The sequence below is a fragment of the Desulfothermus naphthae genome (assembly GCF_054657475.1).
Map to the genome: position 1 here is coordinate 226149 of NZ_BAAHYQ010000001.1, position 22529 is coordinate 248677.

Genomic DNA, 22529 nt, shown 5'->3' on the forward strand with positions numbered 1-22529 from the left:
CATAACGAATTTTTATAAGATTTATCTTTCTATAATTTTTTGCAAACAATTCTTTTTATGAATGCACTCCTTAAAATTTAAAAACTTTTGAATATGTTAATAAATAATCTTTCTGATGCTTAATCTTAAATTTATCTAAAATTTCAAAAACAAGGTCTTCAAATGTAATATTTTTTAAATTTCTTATATAAGATTTCAACACATTAAGATCCTTTTTATTATAATTGTAAACATCATGACAATAAAAAAAATCTTTACACCATTTCTCATCTTTTTTCATGTAGAGTAATATTAAAATTAATAAAGACTTATTGAAGCTATCAGCAACATAAGTATTGGCAATAAATCTATTCTCATCAAATTCATATGGCATGATAAATTGGTCTTTATGAAATTGTAATCCTTGTTGTTGATATTTATAAACCAAATCTTTTATAATTGAAAGAAATTGATTTAATAAATGCTTGTTTTCCCGCAAAAAACTTGATATATAAATATTAATTCTATCTTTTCTTTTTTCATAAGGATAATATTTCATAGCCAGACAATCTATAAAATTGCTTTTATCAATTTCAATAAATAATTCCTCTAAAAATGCTTCTGTTAAATAGCGTTGAGACCTATTATATAATAATATAGGATAAATTCCACCATTCCTATAACAAAGATCATCCAATTGATATTTTTTACCATTAAAATAAAAATATTTTTGTTCTACATCAATATATTGTTTTTGTTTTAATTCATAAAAATTGGTATCTATATATAATTTTAGTCCTTTTGGGTATATTTTTTCCAAAAAAATATTATAAGGAGAGGAATTTTTTAAATCAATATCTTTATTTAATAGCATAAGGCTAATACCATTTACATTACCAACTTGAAATAATATATAATTATTAAAAACTATCTTAGTCTCACCACCATGATAAGTTAAAATTTTATGAATAAACTCTGGCTTTTGAATATTCTCTGGTGTTACTTCACACAATGTTATGGCTTCATGTGCATCAAAAAACAAAATTTGCTTGTAAAAGTCTTCAAAATACTTAAATTCGTTATCTCTATATTTCTCAATAATTAAATTTATTTTTTCAATATTTTTCATCACTAATTTCTTTACTTAGATATCTTCCTCATTACTACAAAAGGAATTTAATTTTCACATCCCCCAAATCCATATCTCTTTGCCTGTGTATTTTTCCCTTCTCTCAAATATCTTCTCATCCCATGATTTGCCCTTTGTTTTATCAAATATTACAAGGTGCCCTTCATCTGCTCCATATCTGTCCATATATTCATAGGTCTGAGATAAACCTTCTTCTATGGTCTTTTCCAGACTTTTATAAAGAACTTTAAGCTCTATCACCACCTTTTGCACCTTCTTTGCTTCAAGAAGACTGGTTGTTCCAATGGGCTATATCAAAAGAAGATCTGTCCTCTTTCTGCCAAGTCCATATTCTCTTTCTATCTTCCCTCCCCTATTAAGAATTCTTTGCAAAAATGCCTGCATAAGTAGTTGGGGGCCTGCTTCTTTATATTGAAATCTCTCAAGCCAGCTCTCGCTGTGCTCTCTAAAAAACTCTTGAAATGCTCGCATAAGTTTTACCATATCAAGGCTTCCATCTGGATTTACATACCACAAAGCATCATGGGTTATAGTTACTTGCGTGCTAAAGGTAAGTTCCCTTGGAATTATCTCCTGATATATCTTATTTGAAATCCTCAAATTCGGACGAATCTTTATTAGACCTAAATCCTCTACATACAAAATATCATCAATTGGTATGTCCTCTGGATTTTTGTCTCCTTCTAAAATGGCCTCTATTACCCTTTGAACTGTATTTTCCTTAAGCTTGTCTGCAAGCTGATCAATGTGGGTATATCTCTCTAAAATAATCTTTTCCTTTGCTTCTGTGATTAGTTCTTTTGTAATGGGCTTATTTCTATCTCTTCCTTCTTTTAACTCAAAGCATGCAACATATCCCAGCGCATTTACAAGCCATGGCTGTCCTTCTGTTAAGTCCCATACATAATCTATAACCCCATCTTCAAATCTTTGTCCTGTTTCCTCTGTGTGTTGGCTGTAAAGTATCTCTATCTCTTTTTTATTAAAATTTCCAAGATGCAAGGACTTGGCTTTGATGTTAAATGCACTTCCTCCTGTTATAATTTCTTTTTCTTTGCTTGAGTGTATGCGGTAGTCCCGAACATCTCTTACTCCACACAAAATAATGCTCTGGGGAAAGCCTTCTGGTCTGTCTGTATAACCAGCTCTAAGTTGTCTTAATACACTGATTAATGTGTCTCCAACAAGGCTGTCTATCTCATCTATCATTAACACTATAGGATTTTTAGTATATTCGCTCATCATGCTAAGTAGTGCCTTAAATGCAGAATATTCTCCTGTTTGCTCAAGTATTGGTTTGTAGTGTTCAAGAAAATAATCGTCTTTAAATGTCTTTTGATATTTATAGGCAACTTCATACATAATGGATTGAATTCCCCTATAAACATCCTCTCTTGCCCCTTGAGCGTTTTCCACATTTACATATAGTGCCCTGTATTTGCCTTCTTTGTTTAAATACTCCTGAAGTGCTAAAAGGCAGGTTGTCTTACCAGTTTGCCTTGGTGCATGAAGGACAAAATATTTTTTCTGATCAATGAGCATTAGCACTTCTTCTAAATCTAACCGCTCTAATGGGGGCAAACAATAATGATCCTCGCATCTAACTGGTCCTGCTGTGTTAAAAAATCTCATGGATGTTCCTTTATTGGAGTTGTGGGATATAAAATTTATGTTTAATTGATATGACAAATAATTATTGAGGTTTAAATCTATCCATATAAATTTCTTCCAGGTCTGTAACAGACCTCAAAAACAGGAACTCATCCAGGTGTAAGTTTCTTTTCCAATTTTTTTGCAATGTTTTTTAATATCTTAAGTGCTCCTTCTTTGTCATCTTCAAGAGATATTTTCAATATCTCTTGAACTTCTCCTTTGTTCAGAGACAATACCACATCCTCCATTTTCATAAATGTCCCTCCTAATTAAAAATAGGTTAAAAATCTTTAATTCCCTTTAAAATTAACATATAGGTCCTTTAAAATTACAGGCTTCACCTCTGTCAAAATTTTCAGCAAATAAATCAAAGGCTATGAATTATCTTACCGTAGTTTTCTTAAGCTATAAGATAAAAAATAAGTTTCTTCAACTTTGGAAATTCTGATAAAACTGTGATAAGTGCCAGGCGAATAATAGACTCTAAAAAGAGGTGTTTTAAATAAAGGTTTTAAGACCTGGGCCTATACTCGCTCTGTTACCTTACTTAAAAAGTTCTCTTATTTTATCCCAGTCAAATTTTTTCGCAAATTCAAGACCATCTTTCCAATGCATATTAGAGAAATTAAATACCAATACCGCATCGACCATCCCAGGATTTTTCTTGGAATTAAATCCTATAATAATTCCACCACTTTTATCCTTTTTTTCATAAGAAATTGCCACATTATACCCATTTATTTTTGTTACCTTAATAAACCGCTCAGTTGAATCAACCTGCATATTGTTCTGATAAGGTGCCCACATTCCCATGGCATTCATGCCGGAGAACACTGCTACGTCCACTTGCTTATTGCCCTTTGTGTATTTTTTCTGTGCACTAACCATATTGCCCATTGGAGTTCCCTGAACATTCATACCCTCGCATTTATCTGAGTCCCATCCAGGAATTTCCTCTAGTTGAGCACAAATTGTGCTATAATGAGGAAAGGAGAGAACTACAGAAGAATTAAAAAACACAAGAAAAATAACCAATAAAAATTTTCTAGAGATTTGTACCATAATGCCCTCCTAATATATTTATTAATTTTAGTGCCAAAATTTACGTATAGTTTTTATAATTGATAAAAGCTTTATTGTTAATTTTGAGATGATCTTACTTTTTTCCTGTTTAAATTTACCTTAACATTTTCCAACTTATTTAGTGCTTCTTGAATTGATTTAACACAATGCTCACAACTAATATTTGGTCTCAATAGGGCATAAATAGCAAGGATAGAGTCTGCCCCAGTTGTGGGTGTTGAGATAAGAAAAGAGAGGGTAGCCCCTTTATTTGCTCCTTGTTTCCTGAAAGATACAGCAGCTGGAAGAACTCCACAAGAACATAAGGGTATGCCAACTAGGGATGCCTTTAGGGAAGATAAGATTTTCCCTCTGCCAAAATGAGAAACTATTTTTTCCTCAGGTAATAATACCTTTAAAATCCCAGCAACAAGAAAACCAAATAAAAGGTAGAGTGCCATGGTCTCAAGAAGTTTGAATGACTCAAAGAGTATCCCTAAAAATGTGTCCATCATCTATTTTTTACTTATTAAAAAAATATTTTTTTCAAGAAGAGTGAAAAAGATATTTCTTAAAAGGTTATTTTTTAAGATAACTTTTGTTATGATTTGTTTTTTTATGGTTTTTGTCAAGCGGTAAAAAAAGTGCCTTGACAAAAAGTGGTAAAAAAATAAACAATTCATCATCATTTGAACCTAACGGGGGAAAGAATGGAATATTTACTTCCAAAAATAAAAATGCAGAGTAGCTATAGACGAGAAAATTACTTGTCAAAAATAGGACATAACCCATGTTTGATTGCATATATTGACATTATGAATTTTTCTTTTATGGGATTTAAATATGGATATAAAATAACTAATAGAATCCTGGAAACAATTTGTGAAAGAATTTTAAAATATATTACAAAAGAAGATTTTTTTGAAAACATCTATGCTGATGATTTTATTCTAATTTTAAAAGGTGAGAAAAGCGAGGTAAATGATTGTGAGAAAAGGTTATTAAAAATAAAAGAGGAAATAGAGAAACCTATATCAATAGATGAAGTTAAGGAAAATATTGAATTAAATTTTAGAATTGCGGTTATCCATTATCCCTCTGATTTTAAAAATATTCAAGAGGCCTATAGATATATAATATTATTTTGTAAATATCTAAAAAGACAAAAAGGTCCTGGTATATATTTCTTAGATAAATTTTCTTTTCCTATATTTGATAAACTACGAAAATTTACTAATTTCATTTTAAGTAAAGATTTTTCTAAATATCTGATACCGGCATTTCAGGGAATATGGGATTTAAATAGAAGTGAATTATATGGATATGAAGTGCTTAGTAGAATTAAATATAACGAAAATGTTTATAGTGCAACACAATTTATGGATGTATTAGAATATTTTAAATTGAATTTAAAAAGTGATGAGATTATAATAAATAAAGCCCTTCAATATAAATTAGAAACAAAAGACCAACATGTCTATTTTTTTAACATTATTCCAAAATTTTTTTATCAATATGTAAAACTGATTACACATATTTTCGAAAATTTTAAAAACCTTTCTATAGATCTAGGACAAATTTGTATAGAACTTATTGAGATAACAGAATTTTCGGAATTTGAAGACATAAATAATACTATATTAAAATTAAAAGAAAAGTATGGAATCAAATTTGCTATTGATGATTTTGGAGCTGGATTCTCAAATTTAAACGTATTTACAACCCTTCATGTGGATTTTTTAAAAATTGACAAAGAATTAATAGATAAAACAACCACCCAACCTATAACTGGTTATTTATTAAAATCAATTTCTGAGTTGTCCCTTTTTAGAAACATAGCAATTGTGGGAGAAGGGATAGATTCTCCAAACAAATTGAGATTAATTAATAAAATAGGATTTGACTATGGACAGGGGTATTATTTATCAAAACCAGAAATACCAGAATATTTTTTAAAAGTGGAGGAGTAAATGAAATACAAAACTATTTTTCTTCTATCTATTGTAACCCTTTACTTACTATCCGCCAGGTTATTTGCCCTGACGCTAAAAGAAAAGGTTATATTCAAGGGATCTCCCCCTGAAGGTTATGTATTGATTGCTGAATCTGTTGTCCCATCCCCAAATTTACAACATATTGGATTTGTGTGTAGATCAAAGGACAAAAAAACAATGGTAGCAGTGGTTGATGGAAAAAAGACCATTGAATTTTCTAATATAGCCAAAGGATATCCTCGTTTTTCCCCTGATGGAAAGGATTTTTTAGTTCTGGGAAAAATAAAAGATAAGGTATACGTGCTTCATAATAATAAATTGTCCCAAGGATTTGATGAAATTTTCAAAGCCCAGTTTACTCCAGATGGAAAAAAAATAGTATTTATTGCAATTCAAGGTGGCAGGGAATTTTTAATCGAAAATGGAAAACCCTGGAAAGACTACAAAGCCATAGCTGAAAGAATATCCCCTGTTATTAGTAGTGATTCCAAAAAGATAGCAATTGTAGCCTTAAAAGACAACGGTAAATCCACAATCTCTGTAAACAACAAGGAACTGGGAGAATATGATCTTGTTTTAAAACCCAATTTTAGCCCTGATTCTAAACACATTGCATATCCAATTAAAAAAAATGGTAAATTTAGCGTGGTTTTGGATGGTAAAATAATAGGGGGTTCTTATGATGAAGTAAAACACATAGTATTTAGTCCAGATTCAAAACACCTTGCTTTTGTTGCTAAGGTTGGAATGAATTTTTTTGCTGTTATAGATGGAAAAAGTTCTGATAAATATCAATATGTAGGCACTGTAATTTTTTCAGATGACGGAAAACACTGGGCATATATGGTATATGAAAACCAAAAAATGTTCATTGTACTAGATGGGAAAAAGGGACCAAAATTAGACCAGATTGGTCCGTATTTTTTTTCAAAGAACAATGATCTGTTATATATGGGGGTGAAAAACTCCAAAGGAGCGATATTCATTAATAATAAGCCTCAAAAATTCTATGATTCAGTTGGATTACCTGTTGTATCAAATGATGGAAAACATATAGCTTATAGAGCAAGATCCGGCAAAAAATGGTTTTTAGTTTTAGACAAAAAAGAAGGAAAAAAGTATGATTTCATCAGACGACCTAAATTCTCCAACAATGGAAAACATGTTGCCTACATAGCAGTAAAAAGTAAAAAATATTTTATTGTATTGGATAATATTGAAGGGAAAAAATATCCATGGACAGATTTTCCTTATTTTTCCAAAGATGGTAATCACATGGCATATGTTGCAAGTGATGGGAAAAATATGTTTATGGTAGTAGATGGGGTAGAAGCAAAGGAGAAATTTTTCGGATATTTAAAAGGACTACCTTTACTTTTTCACAAAAATTGCATCACTGGGCAAGCAATTAGATTACCAGGACCTAAATTTTATGTGGTAGAAACGTGTTTTTAAATAAAGGGGAGATATCATCTCCCCTCAAATCTTTAATGGAGATGTATCCCATTGTCCTTTGCTGCATCTTTTACGTGCTCTACAAATATTTTTACTATTTCAGGATTTTCACCAAGTCCTTCTAAAATTGGATAGACCTTAATTCCCTTTGATTCCATAATAGACTTCCAGGAATCTTTTTCAGGACCTGCCATATCGTTGTTGGCATGGTCTCCTGCCACCATCATAAGGGGTTTTAACACAACTCTTTTGACCTTTGAGTGTATAAGTGCAGATATAACATCATCTAAAGAAGGAAAGCCTTCTACCGTTCCTATAAAAACTGGTACTTTATACATTCGCCTCATTGTATTCTGAAGCTGTGCATAAACTCCAGTTGAAAAATACTCATTTCCATGTCCCATATAGACCAAGGCAGCATGCTTTTTCTTTGCATATTCTACGTCTTTTTTTAGAGCCTTTGCTGTTTCGTTAATATCTTCATTATAATCGTGATTTACACCCCACATTCCAGTTAAAGGACGTCCAACTACGAGTTTTTCAAAAGGTATATACTTCTTCTTAATAGTCTTTATTGCAGTTAAACCATCAACATAGGAACATAGATCCATAAATTCTTCACCTGCATAAAAATGAGTGGGTTGCACAATAATTGTTCTGTACCCTTCGTCTTGCAGCTCAGCAATAGCTGCGAGAGGTCCTTTTACATAAAAAATATCTTTTGGTATATCCTCTCTATTTATCCACTCTGGATCAGTTTGCCTTTTATGCCAGATGTTCCGTATAATATTTGAAGTAAAGGCCATTTTTACTTTTGCAGTAGGAAATTCCTTTTTGATTGCATTTCTAATATTGAGCAGTGATCTTAGTGCCTCTGGATAGGTAGTACCAAAGGCCGCCACAACAATACCAATTTTGTTTTTTTGATGTTCCATAGCAAACCCTCTACTCAAAATTAATGTGGATAAAATCATAGCTGCTAAAAAGATTTTTAAAAACCGCATAACAATACCTCCTTTTAATAAAAATTTAAAAATAAAAAAACCCTTTAACTGGATAAAATTCCAGTTAAAGGGTTGCACCCGAATTTTCTTCACCCTTCATTGCCTGATTTGTCCTCAGCACTCAGGCATCTATTTGTGTGGCAGGTCTTCTGACTCCAGGATCATCCTACTTGCCCTGTTGAATTAAGGATATTCAACAGGACTCGCCCCTTTCGGGCGAGCTGCACCTTCCCACAGAACACCTCTTAGAGGTGCTCGGTAGTGGTATATTGCAGCTTTCGTCCCCTGTCACAGCGGCCGGGACCGTGCCAGATTTTCACTGGCTTCCCTTTTAAGCCCTTTTGGACACCACACGTCAAGCTTTTAATTTTTTATTTTTAAATAGTCAATAATTAACTAAAGGTTTCATTAAAATTTGACAATTTTATCACTTAGATTTTAATATTTCCTGGACTAAAAAAATGGAGGACAAAAATGGTAATAGCAATTGATTCCCACATGCATGGAGATATATTATTAAAACAAGATATGGACTTCCCAGCCAAGTATCGTGATAATAACATAGGAGGAATAATCTGGTCATATAATGAAAACATACATGACCCTGCAGATTATATCATTTACTGGGATTATCTAAAAAATATAGCTGATGAATTATCTAAAAAAAATTCACCTTTTTATTACAAGATAGGAATTCATCCAAGAACCATTTGCCAGGAGCTAAAAAACACTAAAAAACTTACAACAGAAATAAAAAAGGCCTTAGAAACCCATATGAAAAATCCTAAGTGTCTTGGAATTGGGGAAATAGGATTGGATGGAGATGAGGAAATTCAAGAAAAAATACTTATTGAACAACTTAATTGGTGTGTTAATTATTTACCAGAAAACAAGAGAATTGGTATTCATACCCCAAGAAAAAATAAATACAAAATAACTCAAAATATATTAGATATTTTAAATGATTATAAATCCCTTTATCAACAGATAGTAATTGATCATGTTGAATTAAATACAATTGATCTTGTAAAAAAAATTAACGTCCAAATAGGAATTACATTACAAAAAGGAAAATCTACCAAAGAGGATATAGCAAAATTAGTTAATAATAATTTATATGATATAAATAAAGTAATGCTAAATAGCGATAGCGGGAAAATTATATCCAGACCATATATTGACTTTGTTACTGGAAAATATCTTAAACCAGAGGAAAAATCCAAATTATTAAAACATAACATAATCTCATTTTATAATTTAGAAGAACACTTATCTTAACAAAAAAATGAGATTGAACTAAAGCTTATTGAAAATGTGTCAGAAAATTTTGAAATAAAAAATTGAACTTCAATCTTGAAAAAATATGACATAACGTATAAGAATAAACATTATTTATTGGTTTTGGCTCTTTATGTTTCACCTTTAACAAGAGAGTGGAAAGTGATGAAAGAATTTGTTGAAAAGCTTGTGAAGGAAATTGTGGACAGGCCAGAAGAGGTAATTGTAGAAGAAAATCTGGAAAATAAACGAATGCCTCTTCTAGAGTTAAAAGTAGCTAAACAGGACATGGGTAAGGTGATAGGTAAAAGGGGTAAGATGATAGAGGCACTTAGAGTCCTGCTTGCCGCAGCTTCTAAAAAACAAAATAAAGAATATCAACTCATAGTTGTGGATCAGGACTAAATGACGCAAAAAAAGATTGTGGTTCTGGGGACAGCATCTCAGGTCCCCACCACCTTTAGAAACCATGTGGGACTTTTTCTAAGGTGGGAAAATGAAGATTTTTTATTTGACCCAGGCGAGGGAACCCAAAGACAGATAATAAGATTTAAAGTCCCAATAAATAGAATAAAAAAAATATTTATTTCCCATTTTCATGGAGACCATTGTCTTGGACTTCCAGGGATAATTCAAAGGCTTTCATTAAACCAAATAAACCATCCAGTAGAAATTATCTATCCAAAGGAGGGAGAGCTTTTTTTAAGAAATTTAATCAATGCTGCAATATTTCACAACAATCTGGAATTAATCTTTTGTCCAATTGAACATGATGGCAAAATAAGTGTTTCAGGTGAGGTATTAATTGAGGCCTACAAACTGGACCATGGGATAGATTGCTATGGCTTTAGAATATCTGACCCTCTCAAATGGAATGTAATCCCATCAAAACTCCCTAAAGACCTACCAAAAGAGGCCATTGGTGAGCTAAAAAATAGAGGAATGATTGAATTTAAAGGACAAAAGGTCTTTTTACAACAAGTAGCGGTTCCCAAAAAAAGACAAATTTTTTCTTATATTATGGATACACGGATTTGCGATTCAGCCTATAAAATCGCAGATAGTGCAGATATTTTGGTTTGTGAATCCACTTATCTTTCTACTGAAACAAAATTAGCTGAAAATTACAAACACTTAACAGCAATGCAGGCAGCTGAAATAGCAAAAAAAAGTAAGGTAAAAAAGCTAATTTTAACCCACTTTTCCCAGAGATATAACACCACAGAAGTATTTGAACAAGAAGCTCAAAAAATTTTTAAAAATACCATTGCAGCCAGGGACGGTATGGAAATGGAATTTGAAGCTATTAGAAGAAATATTTAATGTATCACAAATTAGAAGGAGATTCTATACAGGCATAGGCATTGTGATTATGTATGGATTCATGGCTTTCAACCTCTACCCTAAACCACTTAACAAGTGGATGGTCTAAAAGTTTAGCTGCGATCCTTCTCACCACATCTTCCACAAAGACCGGATTAGAAAAAGCAGACTCAGTTACATATTTTTCATCTATTCTTTTTAAAAGGGCATAAACAGGTGAAGATGCAGAAGTAGTAGCCACTTCAATAAGGTCCTCAACCCACAAAAACCCTTCAAACTGACATTTTATCTTCACTAAAGCACGCTGGCTATGAGCCCCATTTTCACTAATTGCAAGAGAACATGGACAAACAGTCATTACTGGAACAGTTACCTGCAAGAACATGGAAAGCTTATCATCTTCCAATTCTCCCATAAATACACACTCATAATCCATAAGGGCCTTTATTCCACTTTTTGGCGCCCGCTGTTCAGAAAAATACGGGAAAGATATTGAAAGATGAGACTTTCTTGCCTTTAACCTCTTTTGAACATCCCGAAGAAGTTCTTTAAAAGTATGATAATCTAAAACACCAGACCATTCTTGCAAACTCTCTATAAACCTGCTCATGTGCGTGCCTTTAAATTCTGAAGGCAAATCTACGTAAAGATTCACGTGGGCAACTGTGTGTTGAATACCGTTATTTTTTTTTCTAATTAATAAGGGATACTTGAAGTCCTTCACTCCTACTCTATCAATAGGAATTTGAACTGAAGGCGTTTTATTTTGAATGTCTTCCATTACACCAAGTCCTTACCTGTAGTCGAAAGATTAAGACTCCCGTATTTTACACCTTTTGTGGATTGAAGTCTCTGGGAAACTTCTTTTATCCTTTTCACAGGTCCCCTTAAAATTAAAACCTCCATACAATTATGGTGGTCAATATGTACATGAAGAGTGGTTATTATAACGTCTAGGGATTTGTGTTGAATTTCAGTCATTTTCTGAGACAAATCGCTAACATGGTGATCATAAATTAGAGTCAAAGTCCCTGTTACTTCTCTGTTTTCATCTTCCCACTCTTTGTGAACCAATTCTTTTCTAATCAGATCCCTTATGGCCTCTGATCTAGTTTGGTAACATCTTTCTTCACATAATTTGTCAAATCTCTCTAACAATTCAGAATCGAGAGATACTCCAAATCTAATTGTCTGTCCCACTTACTAACCCTCCTGTTGTTTTAAATTTTTAAGCAATTTTAAACTTTTTTTGTTAAATAAGAGGGCCTTGTGTCTTTTAAACAACACATGATTACCCCTTAAACAATTTTTTTTATGTTTGCAACATACACAAAAAATCTAATTATCCTTTTTCTAACTCCACTAACTCTCTTAACTCATCATCTTTGAGTTCTGTAATCCATGTTTCTCCTGTATCTACAATGCTTTTGCTTAAGGCGCGTTTTTTTTCTAACATCCTGTCAATTTTTTCTTCAATAGTGCCTTTGGTAAGGAGCCTGTGTACGAATACATTGCTTTTTTGCCCAATTCTATATGCCCTATCAGATGCCTGATCTTCAACTGCTGGATTCCACCATAGATCATAATGGATTACGTGGTTTGCTGATACCAGATTTAATCCTGTTCCCCCTGCCTTAAGTGAGAGTATAAAAATCCAAGGACTTTTTTCTGTGCTGAATTTTTTAATCATTTCATCTCTCTTTTTCCTTGCCACCCCACCATGTAAAAACATCACCTCTTCGCCCAATTCTTTTAAGATCATTTCTTTAAGCAGGTGTCCCATTTCTCTGAACTGGGAAAAAATAAGCACTTTTTCCTTTTGTTTTTTTATCTCATCTAAAAGCTCAATTAATCTCATACTCTTGCCAGATAAATCTGGATTTAGCTGATTTTGTTTTAAATACAGGGCTGGATGATTACATATCTGTTTTAGAGAGAGCATAAGTTTTAATACAAGCCCCTTTCTTGTTATACCCTGTTCGCCAAAAATTTTTCCTAAAGATGTTTTCACTACCTCTTCATAAAGAGTGATTTGGTCTTGAGACATGGGACAATATTCATTTTTTTCTATTTTTTCTGGAAGATCTCGTATAACTGTTTTGTCTGTTTTTTGGCGTCTTAAAATAAATGGAGAGATAATGCGCCTTAAATCTTTTTTTGCTTCTTCGTCTCCATATCTTTCTATTGGGATGGAAAAGTGTTTTTTAAAATATTGTTGGCTGCCTAATAGGCCTGGATTTAAGAATTGAAATATACTCCACAGCTCCATAAGCCTATTTTCAATAGGGGTACCTGATAATGCAATTCTATAAGGTGCTTTATTTAAACTATATACTGCCTTTGTCTGGGCTGCGAATGGATTTTTTATATTTTGTGCCTCATCTATAATTACAACAGGAAATTTATCTGGAGAGATCTGGTTTTCCTTTTGTCTGAGCACACCATAGGTAGTTAAAACAACATCTATATTGTCCAGATTATCAAGACTTTTATCAGTGCCGTGATAGGAATATACATTAAGGGAAGGAGCAAATTTATCTATTTCCTGTTGCCAATTCCCAAGCAGGGTTGTTGGGGCAACAATTAATGCTGGCCTTATTTTTTTCTTCTTTAAATAAAGTATCAAAGCTATTGCCTGAATGGTCTTTCCTAGTCCCATATCATCGGCAAGACATGCGCCAAATCCTGCCTCACAATTTACCACCATCCACCTATAGCCTGTTAATTGATAAGGCCTAAGGTTTGCTTTTAGACCAGCAGGTGTCTTAAGTCGCCTTAATTTAGATAGCCCTTCTAGCTTGGTCTTAATCTCCTCAGGAGGAATGAATTCAATTGCGCCACCATCAGTTTTTATCTCTTGCATTAAGGCAGAGCGCATAAGTTCTGCATAATCTTTAATTTCAATATCTGTGTTAAGAATGCGCTTTACCCTTTCAAGTTCATCTGGCTTGATCAATAGCCAGTCTTCTTTTATCTTAACCAGAGGAGTTTTGGCTTCACATAATTTTAAAAATTCTTCTCTACTTAAAGTAATATCCCCGAGACTCACCTGCCATTCAAACTTGAGCATATCCTTTAAAGAGAGCATGGGTTCAATATGAGAGAGAGATTTTGTCTGTATTCTAGGCCTAATCTTTAGAACCTCTTTTATTTCTTCAGGGAATATCAATGGGATATCAAATATCTGTAAATATTCTTTGCCTGTTGAAATGAGATTTAACAAATCATCTGCTTTTACAGTGATTTTTTCTTTAAATCCTCCCTTTTTGGCCTCAAGTGAGCTAAGAACAGGGATATGGCGCGTTAAGATAGATATTAAATCAATGATCTCCTTCTTGTCCTTGTCATGTGCTGTTTTCCAGAATTTTTTTAAGTTGACAGGTTGATTATCATTAGGAAATACCCTTGGCTCTAGCACCCAATTTTTTGTTCTCTTAGCAGGCTTTAACACAAGACCAATCCTTATAATATCTTGTTTTTTCCGTAAAATTAGAGGGGCAAGCCATGATTTTAGGGCTGAAAAAAAGGAGTTTATCTGGGGAGTACTTGCTAATATACTCTTATCCTCTTTAAAAACAAATAGATATTCATCTTCTAATAATACATTAGAACCAATTCCTTTTTTTACTAGTATATTTATGCAAGTGTCTAAAAAAGATTCCATTACATCTTGAGGTGGGAGATATCCTCTTTTATTTATATACCTTAAATAGGTGCAAGGTGGAGCTTTTTTTATAGTTTTATCAAATATTTCCTTTAGTTTTTTTGATATAAGATAAGATTTATATGTAATCCTATAGGAAACATTTTTATCAGATGTTTGTTCAACAGAGGGGATATAATAGGAATTTTCAACAAGGGCCAGGGCAAAATGTGCAAGGTAAATATAGGTAAAAAACGCAGGAGATATTTCATTTTCTAAAGTAAGAGATGAGGATGCAAGATATGGTAATATCTTATCTAGCTCTATTGAAATACCTTTCACACGTTTTTGTTTTAATTCTCCATTATCACTAATTGTTATTAATTTTTGTTTAAGAGAGATATGTTTATCTATTCCATAAATAAAGAGTTCATTTTTTTCTTTTAAAAATATAACACCTTTTGCATTAATAAGATTAGAGTAATCATCTCCATTTTCTAAAAATGAATTTAGGTCTATTGAATCATAAATAGAACCCAATATCTCTTTAAAATCTCCTTTTCTGTAAAAAATAGGGTTATCAGTAAGTACTGAAAATATAAAATTTTTCCCATTTCCCTCCAAAGAGAGTGAAGGAAAAGGTGTATTCTCTTTATAGGAATAAAAATTTTCTATTTCTGATTTACTTGGCATAAAACTGGAGATATTATCTTTTTCTTCAATTAATTTTAGTTGTTTTAAAAATTCTTCTTTTGGAATTCCCCTAAGTGTAAATAGCACAAAAGGGTCATTATCTATGACCTCGGCTAGGACATAAAACACTGCTGCAATGTGTTTACAGGGATTTGCCCAATCAGGGCAGGTGCAGTCAGTGTCAAATTCCTCTTCAGTTGTTGGCAAAAGGTCAATTCCATGATCTTTAAATATCTCTACTATGTTTTCAGGCAGGGTCAAATTTAATATAGATGACACAAGAAGTGGTCTTTGCCTGAGTATTTGAAATATTTTCTCTTTGGTTTCCTTTGTAAATTCTTTTACCTTTATTTTAATCTTATAGGGTGTCTCTCTGGTGCCAGCTACTCGGGCAGTGATCAGGCCTGGTTGTATATCACAATTAAGTACCATGCCTTTTCGTGCGTAAGTTCTTCCTCTTGGGAGCCGATTTTCCCAGATAACACCAAGACGCTCCAACGCGCCTATCCATGTCTTTCCCCACCAGGTTAAGGCAAAAGGTTTTCTTTTCATATATTAAATCCTTTTTACACTATATTAATCCCTTTGAATGAAGTGCGTTTATAACCATAAAACCTGCTGCTATCCAATTTGTATATGCAAAGAGTTTTTTTAGATGTTTTGGTTTTGTCTTTAAAGAAAATTTACCACCAATAATACCACCTATAACAGTAATCACAGCTAGAGGAACAGCAACGTGAGGATTAAAATCTCCTTTTAGGGCATGTCCCATAAAACCCATAAAAGAAGTAGCAGCAATTAAACTAGAAGCTGTTCCAACAGCAAGGTGCATAGGAGCTCCACACGCAAGGACCATAAGGGGTACTAAAAATGAGCCACCAGAAACCCCTACCATTCCCGAACAAAAACCTGTTAGAATTGTAACTGGTGCAGCTATCCAGAGATTTAAGGTTAATATATACTTCCCTGATTTAAATTTTATTATTCCAATGGTGTGGGTAGCTAGATTGTGTTCTTTTTCAGGTATTTTAATTAGCATAAGCAGACCTGCTAAAAAGAGCAAGGCTGCAAATATTATTTTTAAAGTAAATCCAGAAAACATATGGGAGAAATATCCTCCACCAAGGGCTGACAACGAAGCTAAAATACCTATAAAAAGAGCAAGATGCCAGGATAAGGATTTGTTTTTCTGAAAAACTATCATTGCTGCGACAGAAGCGGTAAACAGAATGAACTGACCAGTGGTTGCAGCTTCATGCATGGGTATACCGGCCATGGCGAGTATTACTACATAAAAATTACCGCCCCCTTTACCCACCATTGTCATAAACACAGCCACCAAAAATAATAAACTACCGACTATTAAAAATTTCATCACAACTACCTCTTTTTTTTTAGACCAATAAAAAAGTGACTTTTTTATAAATAAGAAGGATAATCTAAGTCAACAAATAAACTTTATATAAAGGCAGGAAAATGACCAAATTCTTTAATTAAGAAATACTATTAAGAAGTAAGAAAAAAAGTGTTGAAGGGAAAAATTGACTTAATGGTGGAGGCGGCGGGAGTCGAACCCGCGTCCGGAGATACTACGCAAGAGCTTCTACAGGCTTAGGTCAGGTTTTGATTTAATTGCCAGATCCCCCCTGACCAGGGTCTCTGACAACGAGCCTTCTTAATTTATTTCACTCAAATGCCAGAAGGCGGGCATTTGAGCTAGCCTGATTAATTTGTCACCTCATCTAAGCTATCAGGCGTCGCCTAGATGAGGCGTGGCTGACTTTAAGCAGCCATTGCGTATTCGTAGTTATTGTCGGCACTTAATTTTTTGCCGTGTGTTTTACGAGGCCTCACGGCACCTCGGCCTGCCACTCTTGCTTCGCTATCCCCGTCGAAGCCATTTCGCCCCCTTAAAATTTTTGGGGCATTAAAATAGCGAGGGAGGGACTTGAACCCCCGACTCTGCGGATATGAGCCGCATGCTCTAACCAACTGAGCTACCTCGCCCCGACAAGGTTTTTATATAAGCACTTTTTGTGTTTTTGGCAAGAAAAATTTTCTCATTTTATAATTTTCAATTTCCAAAGTTGAATAAACTTATTTTTTATCTTATAGTTTAAGAAAGCAGCGGCAAGCTAATTTTTAGCTTTTGATTTATTTGCTGAAAATTTTGACAGAGGTGAGGCCTGTAATTTTAATGCCCTATATATTTAGAGGCGAATTTTTTTTGAACATAGTCAAGTTTATTACCATTTTTCCCGTTATGGACGGATGGCCACCAGAGAATAGGGATGTCAAATTTATTAGCTTGTTTTGAGATATGAGAGTTAAGTTGGCCTGCCCGCCAGTGCTCCACCAATAATATGAGGTATTTAACAAGATTAACCAGTGCAATATCAATAAGTCCTTAAAACACAGAATGTCAAGGCGATTGGCAGGCGGGTCAGTGAAAATGCCCATAACGCCATTAGAGCGTTTAACAAAACCCATAGATTTAAGGAAAGAAGCAACGCCTCCTTCATAGAAGAGGTCTAAAATGTAACCGCGAAGGATAACATGATCAAAAGATGTGTAGGAAAACTTGATATTTTTTGAAAATTGAGCGACAAAGTTGTTGTTCACATGTAATTTTCCTCCTTATTGAGTGTTGGCTAATCACCTATTTAGGAAATTACCTGTGAACATTCAATTTTTTTTCAGGCAAAGTTATGGGACTTATCAATCACTAAGAAACTCATAACACAAACCAACATGCAGTTTTCGGAACTTTAGTTTGCTAAAAAATAAAGTGATAAGGAGGTCAAGTATGCAGTATGTAGCTCTTGAAAAAAGGGTGGATAGGCTGGAAGAGGCCCTTATGGAGCTCGTGTATCAGTCTAGAAAAACAGAAATGGAGATTGAAAAGCTTTCTAAAGAGATGAAAGAATTCAAAAATGAAATGAGAGAATTTAAAGATGAGATGAAAGAATTCAAAAATGAAATGAGAGAATTTAAAGATGAGATGAAAGAATTCAAAAATGAAATGAGAGAATTTAAGGATGAAATGAGAGAATTTAAGAACGAAAGTGAAAGGATACATAAGGAGATGAATAAGAGATGGGGTGAGTTGGCAAATAAATTGGGTACATTGGCGGAAGATATAGTTGCACCAGGGATTCCACAACTGATTAAAAGAACTTATAATTTCGATGTAACAGAAATTTCTGTAAGAAGGAAAAGAAAGTTAAATGGAAAAATAAGAGAATATGATGTTATATGCGTAGCAGACAATTATCTCTTTTTGGTTGATGTAAAATCTACCTATAGAAGACATCATTTTGAAGAATTTGAGTCAGCTATCTCTGATTTTCTAACATTCTTTCCAGAATATAGAAATCTAAAGGTGATCCCTGTTGTTGCGTCACTAAATCTCACAGAAGAAATAGTTAACATTGCTACTTCTAAAAACTGGCTTGCTCTACAATTGTTGGGTGATTATTTGGATTTTGTAAACAAAGACAAAGTAAGATTTTAGATGCATAAAAAATTAATGAAATAGTTCCGTCTATAAATTGGGAGGAGATAGTTATTAAAAATCCGTTAGTAGTATAAGCGAGATAATAGTTAAAAAGATGCCAAATAAGGACTTTTTTGTGAGCTTGTCTTTAAATATAATGGCTGACATAATAATACCTATTACAAAATGCATTCCATTAATAATTACAACAATGGAAAGGGGACCAGTTCCTAACGCCATAAGATAACAGTAAAAACCCAAAATATTAAGTATTCCCATTAAAATTCCAATAATAATTGTTGTGAAATTAAAATAGTGTTCTTTGGATAAGAAGTTTTCTTTTGGATTTAATAGCTTTAACGCAATTGTTAAAAAGAATGTGGACATTACATAAGATATAAAAATAAAAACAAATTTATTTATATAACTAGCTGCGTATTTGCATGAAATAGAAGAAATAGCACCACATACCATAGCAAAGGATGCCCAGATAAATCCTATTTTATTTTCCTTTTTCTTATAAGAATTATTTTTAAATTCGGAACTAATTAGAAACAGGGCTATGATTGAGATAAAAATTCCAATAACTTGAATAGATGTAAGTCTTTCCATTAATATAAAAGAGGAATATAAAACTACTATTAATATGTTTAAACGAATAAAAGGATATACTAACGAGGGTGAAGAAAATTTAAGGGCCTGGATATGGCTTATTGTAGCAATGGAAAATGTGATACTATTTAAAAAACTTAAAAAAAGTGTATAGCTATTTAGAGAAATTTTAGTGTTGGTTGCAAATATATAGATAAAACTGATAGAGCTTACAGAAAGCATGAAAATAAAAGTTGTAGCAAGGGAATTACAATTGTATTTTGCAGCTACATTGTAAAAGAAACGCTGAATACCTATAATAAAAAAAGCTAAAAGCGCATAAATATACCAATACATAAAATATATTTAAGATAAAAATAAAAAAACTTCAATTATTACTTTTAGGGGTATTGTATGATAAAGATCCTTGCCTTTGGCAACAGTTTAACAGAAGGCTATGGTTTAAGGCGTGATAAGTCATTTGCAAGCAGGCTTGAGATGCATCTAAATAAGCAGGGTTATAGTGTAAAAGTAATTAATGCAGGTGTATCTGGAGACACCACCTTTGGAGGTCTTAGAAGAATTGATTTTTATTTAAAGGAGTTGCCAGATATTGTAGTTCTGGAGCTAGGGATAAATGATGGGTTTTTGGAATATCCAATTGAAGAGATTTATTTGAATCTTGATAAAATGATAGAAAAGGCAAAAGGAATTGGTGCAAAAATATTGCTCATCGGTACAAAGATCCCAGAGGGACTTTTTGAGATAGACAAAGAATATTGCGAGAATTTTGAGAAAATTTTTATAGACCTTGCAAAAAAACATAACATACCCTTGGTTCATGATTTTTTAGGTGGCATAATAGGTAATCATTCTTTGACATTACAAGATATGGTCCATCCCAATGAGCAAGGGGTGGAAATAATGGTAGAAAAAGTAATCCCTGAGGTTATAAAATTATTAAAAAATTAGAGGTAGGAGATAAAAATGAAAACAGGTATTTTTGGTTTTGCTGGATCTGGTAAGACAGAGTTATTTGTTGCCCTTGCAGGAGCTCAGGCAGCAAATCTGAACAGAGCTATGGTCAAGGTAATAGACCCGAGATTGCAACCTCTGGCAGAAATATTTAAACCAAAGAAAGTTACTTATTCTGAAATTGAATATTGGGAAATCACAGGTGCAGGGGCCAAAAGCCTTGGAAATAAGGTGTTGAATGATATAAGAAGCATGGATTGTCTTTTGCCTGTAATTGATTGCTTTTCAGGTCTAAATGACCCTAAAATCCAGGAACAAAACATCGAAGGGGACTTGATTATTTCAGACCTTGCGGTTGTGGAAAAAAGGCTTGATAGGATCGCTGTTGACAAAAGAAAAGACAAAAATTTAGTAAACCCAAAAGAAGAAGAACTCCTTGTTCTGGCAAAGGAGCTTTTAGAAAAAGAAATCCCCTTAAGAACTAATGAACAAATAAGATTAACTCCAGAACTTAAAGGATTTCAATTTTTGTCTGCCAAACCAATTTTGTATGTGTACAATGTATTAGAATCTGATATGGGAAAATATGAGTTTGAATACAATGAAGATGATCCACAAAAGAAAAAAATAGAGGTGTGTGCAAAATTAGAGAGAGAGCTCAGAGAAATAGAAGACGAAAAAGAAAGGCAAGAGTTTTTAAAGGACCTGGGGATAAAAGAGTCTGCCTTAGATAAAATAATCCATGCAACCTACGAACTCTTAGGGCTTATTACTTTTTTGACTGCAGGTGAAAAAGAAGTAAGGGCCTGGACAATTAAAAAAGGATGTAATGCAAAACAGGCAGCTAGAGCCATTCATTCTGATATTGAAAAAGGATTTATTCGGGCAGAGGTTTTGTCATGGGCTGATTTTGAGAAATACAGGGATTTTAAAAAGGCAAAGGAACTTGGAGTGTTGCGTTTAGAGGGTAAAGATTACATTGTCAAGGATGGGGACATTATAACCTTTAGATTTAATGTATAAAAATAAGGAGGAGTATCTATGATGGAGTTTATGGAAATTATCAAAACCAGAAGAAGTATAAGAAAATTTGAAGATAAGGATGTAGAGGAGGAGAAGATTGAGAAGCTCCTTGAGTCAGTTAAGTGGGCCCAATCATGGGCAAATACTCAATGTTGGGAAGTGATTGTTGTAAAAGATATGGATGTTAAGAAAAAGCTTCAGGAAACAGTGCCAAATAATAATCCAGCATACCTTGCCATAGTAAATGCACCAGTTGTTTTTGTAATGGTGGCAAAATTAAAACAGGCAGGTTATTATAAAGGAAAAGTCACTACAAAATTTGGTGATTGGTTTATGTTTGATATTGGGATAGCCACCCAGAATCTGTGTTTAATAGCAAAATCCCTGGGACTTGGAGGCGTAGTTGTTGGCCTTTTTGATCAAGACAAGGCAAAAAAAGTATTAGGCGTGCCAGATGGATATGAAGTGGTCGTCATGGTCCCAATGGGATATCCTGCCCAGGATCCAAAGCCTCCAAAGAGAAAGGAGATCTCAGAATTTGTTCATTATGAAAAATTTTAACTAAAAAGGGGGAGTTAGCTCTCCCTTTTTGTTTTAAGCATGATATTGGTTTACAAACTTATAAAATAGGTATATAGGCAAAGAAATTTTTCTTGATTTAAAAGATTTGAATGGGATGTTAAAAAAAGCGGTATGCAGAGATACCGCTTTTCTCTGGGTCTTTAAGCTGAGACTAAATCAACTAATTGGATTTCAAATTTAAGATTTTTTCCAGCAAGGGGGTGGTTAGCATCAAGCACAACATTTGTATCATCCATATCAGTGATCCTGACAAGGACCTGAGTATTCTGGGGAGTGGTGAGCTGAAGCATCATTCCAATTTCTGGTTGGATGTGTTCAGGAAGACTTTCTCTAGGAACTTCCAGTTTTGCCATTTCATTGTACTCTCCATAGCCATCTTCTGGAGCTACATCAACGACCTTTGTTTCACCAATTCCCATGCCAATGACAGCATTTTCAAACCCAGGGATTATTTCACCATTGCCAATTGTAAACTCAAGGGGATCTTGGTCAAATGAAGAATCAAAGACTGTTCCGTCTTCTAGGAATCCTTTATAATGAACCTTTACCTTATCTCCTTGTTTTGCCTTTTCCATGAATCTACCTCCTAATAAAAGTTTGTTACAAAGTTTATATATTACACAAAACA

Annotated in this window: 22 protein-coding genes, 1 tRNA gene, 1 other RNA gene and 1 riboswitch; of the genes, 9 read left to right on the forward strand and 15 right to left on the reverse strand. The window is 33.4% G+C overall.

Annotated features, from left to right (window positions below):
• Positions 1–70: 70 nt before the first annotated feature.
• The 6 genes from ACYQ1E_RS01050 to ACYQ1E_RS01075 form a co-directional block, all read right to left on the reverse strand.
• Positions 71–1108, reverse strand: a complete 1038-nt coding sequence (locus ACYQ1E_RS01050; RefSeq protein WP_459874807.1) for a hypothetical protein — start codon at positions 1106–1108, stop codon at positions 71–73.
• 54 nt (positions 1109–1162) lie between these two features.
• Positions 1163–1381 (reverse strand): hypothetical protein, encoded by a 219-nt coding sequence (locus ACYQ1E_RS01055; RefSeq protein WP_459874808.1) that lies wholly within the window; start codon positions 1379–1381, stop codon positions 1163–1165.
• Between the two features lie 36 nt (positions 1382–1417).
• Complete coding sequence (locus ACYQ1E_RS01060) at positions 1418–2761, reverse strand: AAA family ATPase (protein WP_459874809.1); 1344 nt, start codon at positions 2759–2761, stop codon at positions 1418–1420.
• A 128-nt stretch (positions 2762–2889) separates the two neighbouring features.
• A complete protein-coding gene (locus ACYQ1E_RS01065; RefSeq protein ID WP_459874811.1) occupies positions 2890–3036 on the reverse strand; it encodes a hypothetical protein in 147 nt (48 codons plus the stop codon).
• A gap of 289 nt (positions 3037–3325) precedes the next feature.
• Positions 3326–3844, reverse strand: a complete 519-nt coding sequence (locus ACYQ1E_RS01070) for a hypothetical protein (protein ID WP_459874812.1) — start codon at positions 3842–3844, stop codon at positions 3326–3328.
• A gap of 77 nt (positions 3845–3921) precedes the next feature.
• Positions 3922–4359, reverse strand: a complete 438-nt coding sequence (locus ACYQ1E_RS01075; protein ID WP_459874814.1) for a permease — start codon at positions 4357–4359, stop codon at positions 3922–3924.
• Between the two features lie 195 nt (positions 4360–4554).
• Between ACYQ1E_RS01075 and ACYQ1E_RS01080 the strand changes: the two genes are divergently transcribed.
• On the forward strand, positions 4555–5814 hold the full coding sequence (locus ACYQ1E_RS01080) for an EAL domain-containing protein (RefSeq protein WP_459874815.1): 1260 nt from the start codon (positions 4555–4557) through the stop codon (positions 5812–5814).
• Positions 5815–7293 (forward strand): TolB-like translocation protein, encoded by a 1479-nt coding sequence (locus ACYQ1E_RS01085; protein WP_459874816.1) that lies wholly within the window; start codon positions 5815–5817, stop codon positions 7291–7293.
• Between the two features lie 32 nt (positions 7294–7325).
• On the opposite strand, the gene ACYQ1E_RS01090 is transcribed toward ACYQ1E_RS01085, so the two are convergent.
• On the reverse strand, positions 7326–8297 hold the full coding sequence (locus ACYQ1E_RS01090) for a sirohydrochlorin cobaltochelatase (RefSeq protein WP_459874817.1): 972 nt from the start codon (positions 8295–8297) through the stop codon (positions 7326–7328).
• Positions 8298–8419: 122 nt separating this feature from the next.
• A riboswitch (cobalamin riboswitch) is annotated at positions 8420–8665 on the reverse strand.
• A gap of 106 nt (positions 8666–8771) precedes the next feature.
• On the opposite strand from ACYQ1E_RS01090, the gene ACYQ1E_RS01095 reads away from it, so the two are divergent.
• From ACYQ1E_RS01095 to rnz, 3 genes are all read left to right on the forward strand, one after another.
• Positions 8772–9575 carry a TatD family hydrolase gene (locus tag ACYQ1E_RS01095; protein ID WP_459874818.1) on the forward strand — a complete coding sequence of 268 codons (804 nt, stop codon included), beginning with the start codon at positions 8772–8774 and terminating at the stop codon, positions 9573–9575.
• Positions 9576–9740: 165 nt separating this feature from the next.
• The gene (locus tag ACYQ1E_RS01100) at positions 9741–9980 is read left to right on the forward strand and encodes a KH domain-containing protein (protein ID WP_459874819.1); all 240 of its coding nucleotides are present in this window, start codon (positions 9741–9743) and stop codon (positions 9978–9980) included.
• The gene (rnz, locus tag ACYQ1E_RS01105) at positions 9981–10898 is read left to right on the forward strand and encodes a ribonuclease Z (protein WP_459874820.1); all 918 of its coding nucleotides are present in this window, start codon (positions 9981–9983) and stop codon (positions 10896–10898) included.
• Between the two features lie 4 nt (positions 10899–10902).
• Here the strand turns inward: rnz and folE2 are convergent, their stop codons facing one another.
• The 6 genes from folE2 to ACYQ1E_RS01135 all read right to left on the reverse strand — a co-directional run bounded on the left by folE2 (position 10903) and on the right by ACYQ1E_RS01135 (position 17241).
• Positions 10903–11679: a GTP cyclohydrolase FolE2 gene (gene folE2 / locus ACYQ1E_RS01110; RefSeq protein ID WP_459874821.1), complete on the reverse strand. Its 777-nt coding sequence runs from the start codon at positions 11677–11679 to the stop codon at positions 10903–10905.
• Positions 11679–12098, reverse strand: coding sequence for a nickel-responsive transcriptional regulator NikR (gene nikR / locus ACYQ1E_RS01115; RefSeq protein WP_459874822.1), 420 nt, complete (start codon positions 12096–12098; stop codon positions 11679–11681). The genes folE2 and nikR overlap by 1 nt, the downstream gene beginning before the upstream one ends.
• A gap of 142 nt (positions 12099–12240) precedes the next feature.
• Positions 12241–15786, reverse strand: coding sequence for an SNF2-related protein (locus tag ACYQ1E_RS01120; RefSeq protein WP_459874823.1), 3546 nt, complete (start codon positions 15784–15786; stop codon positions 12241–12243).
• Between the two features lie 19 nt (positions 15787–15805).
• Positions 15806–16609 carry a sulfite exporter TauE/SafE family protein gene (locus ACYQ1E_RS01125; RefSeq protein WP_459874824.1) on the reverse strand — a complete coding sequence of 268 codons (804 nt, stop codon included), beginning with the start codon at positions 16607–16609 and terminating at the stop codon, positions 15806–15808.
• Between the two features lie 175 nt (positions 16610–16784).
• Positions 16785–17144: a transfer-messenger RNA gene (gene ssrA / locus ACYQ1E_RS01130) on the reverse strand.
• 23 nt (positions 17145–17167) lie between these two features.
• Positions 17168–17241, reverse strand: a tRNA-Met gene (locus ACYQ1E_RS01135).
• A 799-nt stretch (positions 17242–18040) separates the two neighbouring features.
• Between ACYQ1E_RS01135 and ACYQ1E_RS01140 the strand changes: the two genes are divergently transcribed.
• Positions 18041–18748 (forward strand): hypothetical protein, encoded by a 708-nt coding sequence (locus tag ACYQ1E_RS01140; protein WP_459874825.1) that lies wholly within the window; start codon positions 18041–18043, stop codon positions 18746–18748.
• A gap of 54 nt (positions 18749–18802) precedes the next feature.
• Here ACYQ1E_RS01140 and ACYQ1E_RS01145 read toward each other — a convergent pair whose 3' ends face one another.
• Positions 18803–19678 carry a DMT family transporter gene (locus ACYQ1E_RS01145; RefSeq protein ID WP_459874826.1) on the reverse strand — a complete coding sequence of 292 codons (876 nt, stop codon included), beginning with the start codon at positions 19676–19678 and terminating at the stop codon, positions 18803–18805.
• Between the two features lie 57 nt (positions 19679–19735).
• Between ACYQ1E_RS01145 and ACYQ1E_RS01150 the strand changes: the two genes are divergently transcribed.
• From ACYQ1E_RS01150 to ACYQ1E_RS01160, 3 genes are read left to right on the forward strand one after another with little or no spacing between them, the layout of a single operon-like run.
• Entirely contained in the window at positions 19736–20293 is a 558-nt protein-coding gene (locus tag ACYQ1E_RS01150; protein ID WP_459874827.1) for an arylesterase, read from the forward strand.
• 15 nt (positions 20294–20308) lie between these two features.
• Positions 20309–21319, forward strand: coding sequence for a DUF933 domain-containing protein (locus ACYQ1E_RS01155; RefSeq protein ID WP_459874828.1), 1011 nt, complete (start codon positions 20309–20311; stop codon positions 21317–21319).
• A gap of 18 nt (positions 21320–21337) precedes the next feature.
• Positions 21338–21880 (forward strand): nitroreductase family protein, encoded by a 543-nt coding sequence (locus ACYQ1E_RS01160; protein WP_459874829.1) that lies wholly within the window; start codon positions 21338–21340, stop codon positions 21878–21880.
• A gap of 161 nt (positions 21881–22041) precedes the next feature.
• Here ACYQ1E_RS01160 and ACYQ1E_RS01165 read toward each other — a convergent pair whose 3' ends face one another.
• Positions 22042–22476, reverse strand: a complete 435-nt coding sequence (locus tag ACYQ1E_RS01165; RefSeq protein WP_459874830.1) for an FKBP-type peptidyl-prolyl cis-trans isomerase — start codon at positions 22474–22476, stop codon at positions 22042–22044.
• Positions 22477–22529 lie beyond the last annotated feature (53 nt).

Bases quoted from the DNA above. Each gene is read 5' to 3' on its own strand.
- ACYQ1E_RS01050 (WP_459874807.1), bottom strand. From the start codon at position 1,108: ATGAAAAATATTGAAAAAATAAATTTAATTATTGAGAAATATAGAGAT.
- ACYQ1E_RS01060 (WP_459874809.1), bottom strand. From the start codon at position 2,761: ATGAGATTTTTTAACACAGCAGGACCAGTTAGATGCGAGGATCATTAT.
- ACYQ1E_RS01065 (WP_459874811.1), bottom strand. From the start codon at position 3,036: ATGAAAATGGAGGATGTGGTATTGTCTCTGAACAAAGGAGAAGTTCAA.
- ACYQ1E_RS01070 (WP_459874812.1), bottom strand. From the start codon at position 3,844: ATGGTACAAATCTCTAGAAAATTTTTATTGGTTATTTTTCTTGTGTTT.
- ACYQ1E_RS01075 (WP_459874814.1), bottom strand. From the start codon at position 4,359: ATGATGGACACATTTTTAGGGATACTCTTTGAGTCATTCAAACTTCTT.
- ACYQ1E_RS01080 (WP_459874815.1), top strand. From the start codon at position 4,555: ATGGAATATTTACTTCCAAAAATAAAAATGCAGAGTAGCTATAGACGA.
- ACYQ1E_RS01085 (WP_459874816.1), top strand. From the start codon at position 5,815: ATGAAATACAAAACTATTTTTCTTCTATCTATTGTAACCCTTTACTTA.
- ACYQ1E_RS01090 (WP_459874817.1), bottom strand. From the start codon at position 8,297: ATGCGGTTTTTAAAAATCTTTTTAGCAGCTATGATTTTATCCACATTA.
- ACYQ1E_RS01095 (WP_459874818.1), top strand. From the start codon at position 8,772: ATGGTAATAGCAATTGATTCCCACATGCATGGAGATATATTATTAAAA.
- ACYQ1E_RS01100 (WP_459874819.1), top strand. From the start codon at position 9,741: ATGAAAGAATTTGTTGAAAAGCTTGTGAAGGAAATTGTGGACAGGCCA.
- rnz (WP_459874820.1), top strand. From the start codon at position 9,981: ATGACGCAAAAAAAGATTGTGGTTCTGGGGACAGCATCTCAGGTCCCC.
- folE2 (WP_459874821.1), bottom strand. From the start codon at position 11,679: ATGGAAGACATTCAAAATAAAACGCCTTCAGTTCAAATTCCTATTGAT.
- ACYQ1E_RS01120 (WP_459874823.1), bottom strand. From the start codon at position 15,786: ATGAAAAGAAAACCTTTTGCCTTAACCTGGTGGGGAAAGACATGGATA.
- ACYQ1E_RS01125 (WP_459874824.1), bottom strand. From the start codon at position 16,609: ATGAAATTTTTAATAGTCGGTAGTTTATTATTTTTGGTGGCTGTGTTT.
- ACYQ1E_RS01140 (WP_459874825.1), top strand. From the start codon at position 18,041: ATGCAGTATGTAGCTCTTGAAAAAAGGGTGGATAGGCTGGAAGAGGCC.
- ACYQ1E_RS01145 (WP_459874826.1), bottom strand. From the start codon at position 19,678: ATGTATTGGTATATTTATGCGCTTTTAGCTTTTTTTATTATAGGTATT.
- ACYQ1E_RS01150 (WP_459874827.1), top strand. From the start codon at position 19,736: ATGATAAAGATCCTTGCCTTTGGCAACAGTTTAACAGAAGGCTATGGT.
- ACYQ1E_RS01155 (WP_459874828.1), top strand. From the start codon at position 20,309: ATGAAAACAGGTATTTTTGGTTTTGCTGGATCTGGTAAGACAGAGTTA.
- ACYQ1E_RS01160 (WP_459874829.1), top strand. From the start codon at position 21,338: ATGATGGAGTTTATGGAAATTATCAAAACCAGAAGAAGTATAAGAAAA.
- ACYQ1E_RS01165 (WP_459874830.1), bottom strand. From the start codon at position 22,476: ATGGAAAAGGCAAAACAAGGAGATAAGGTAAAGGTTCATTATAAAGGA.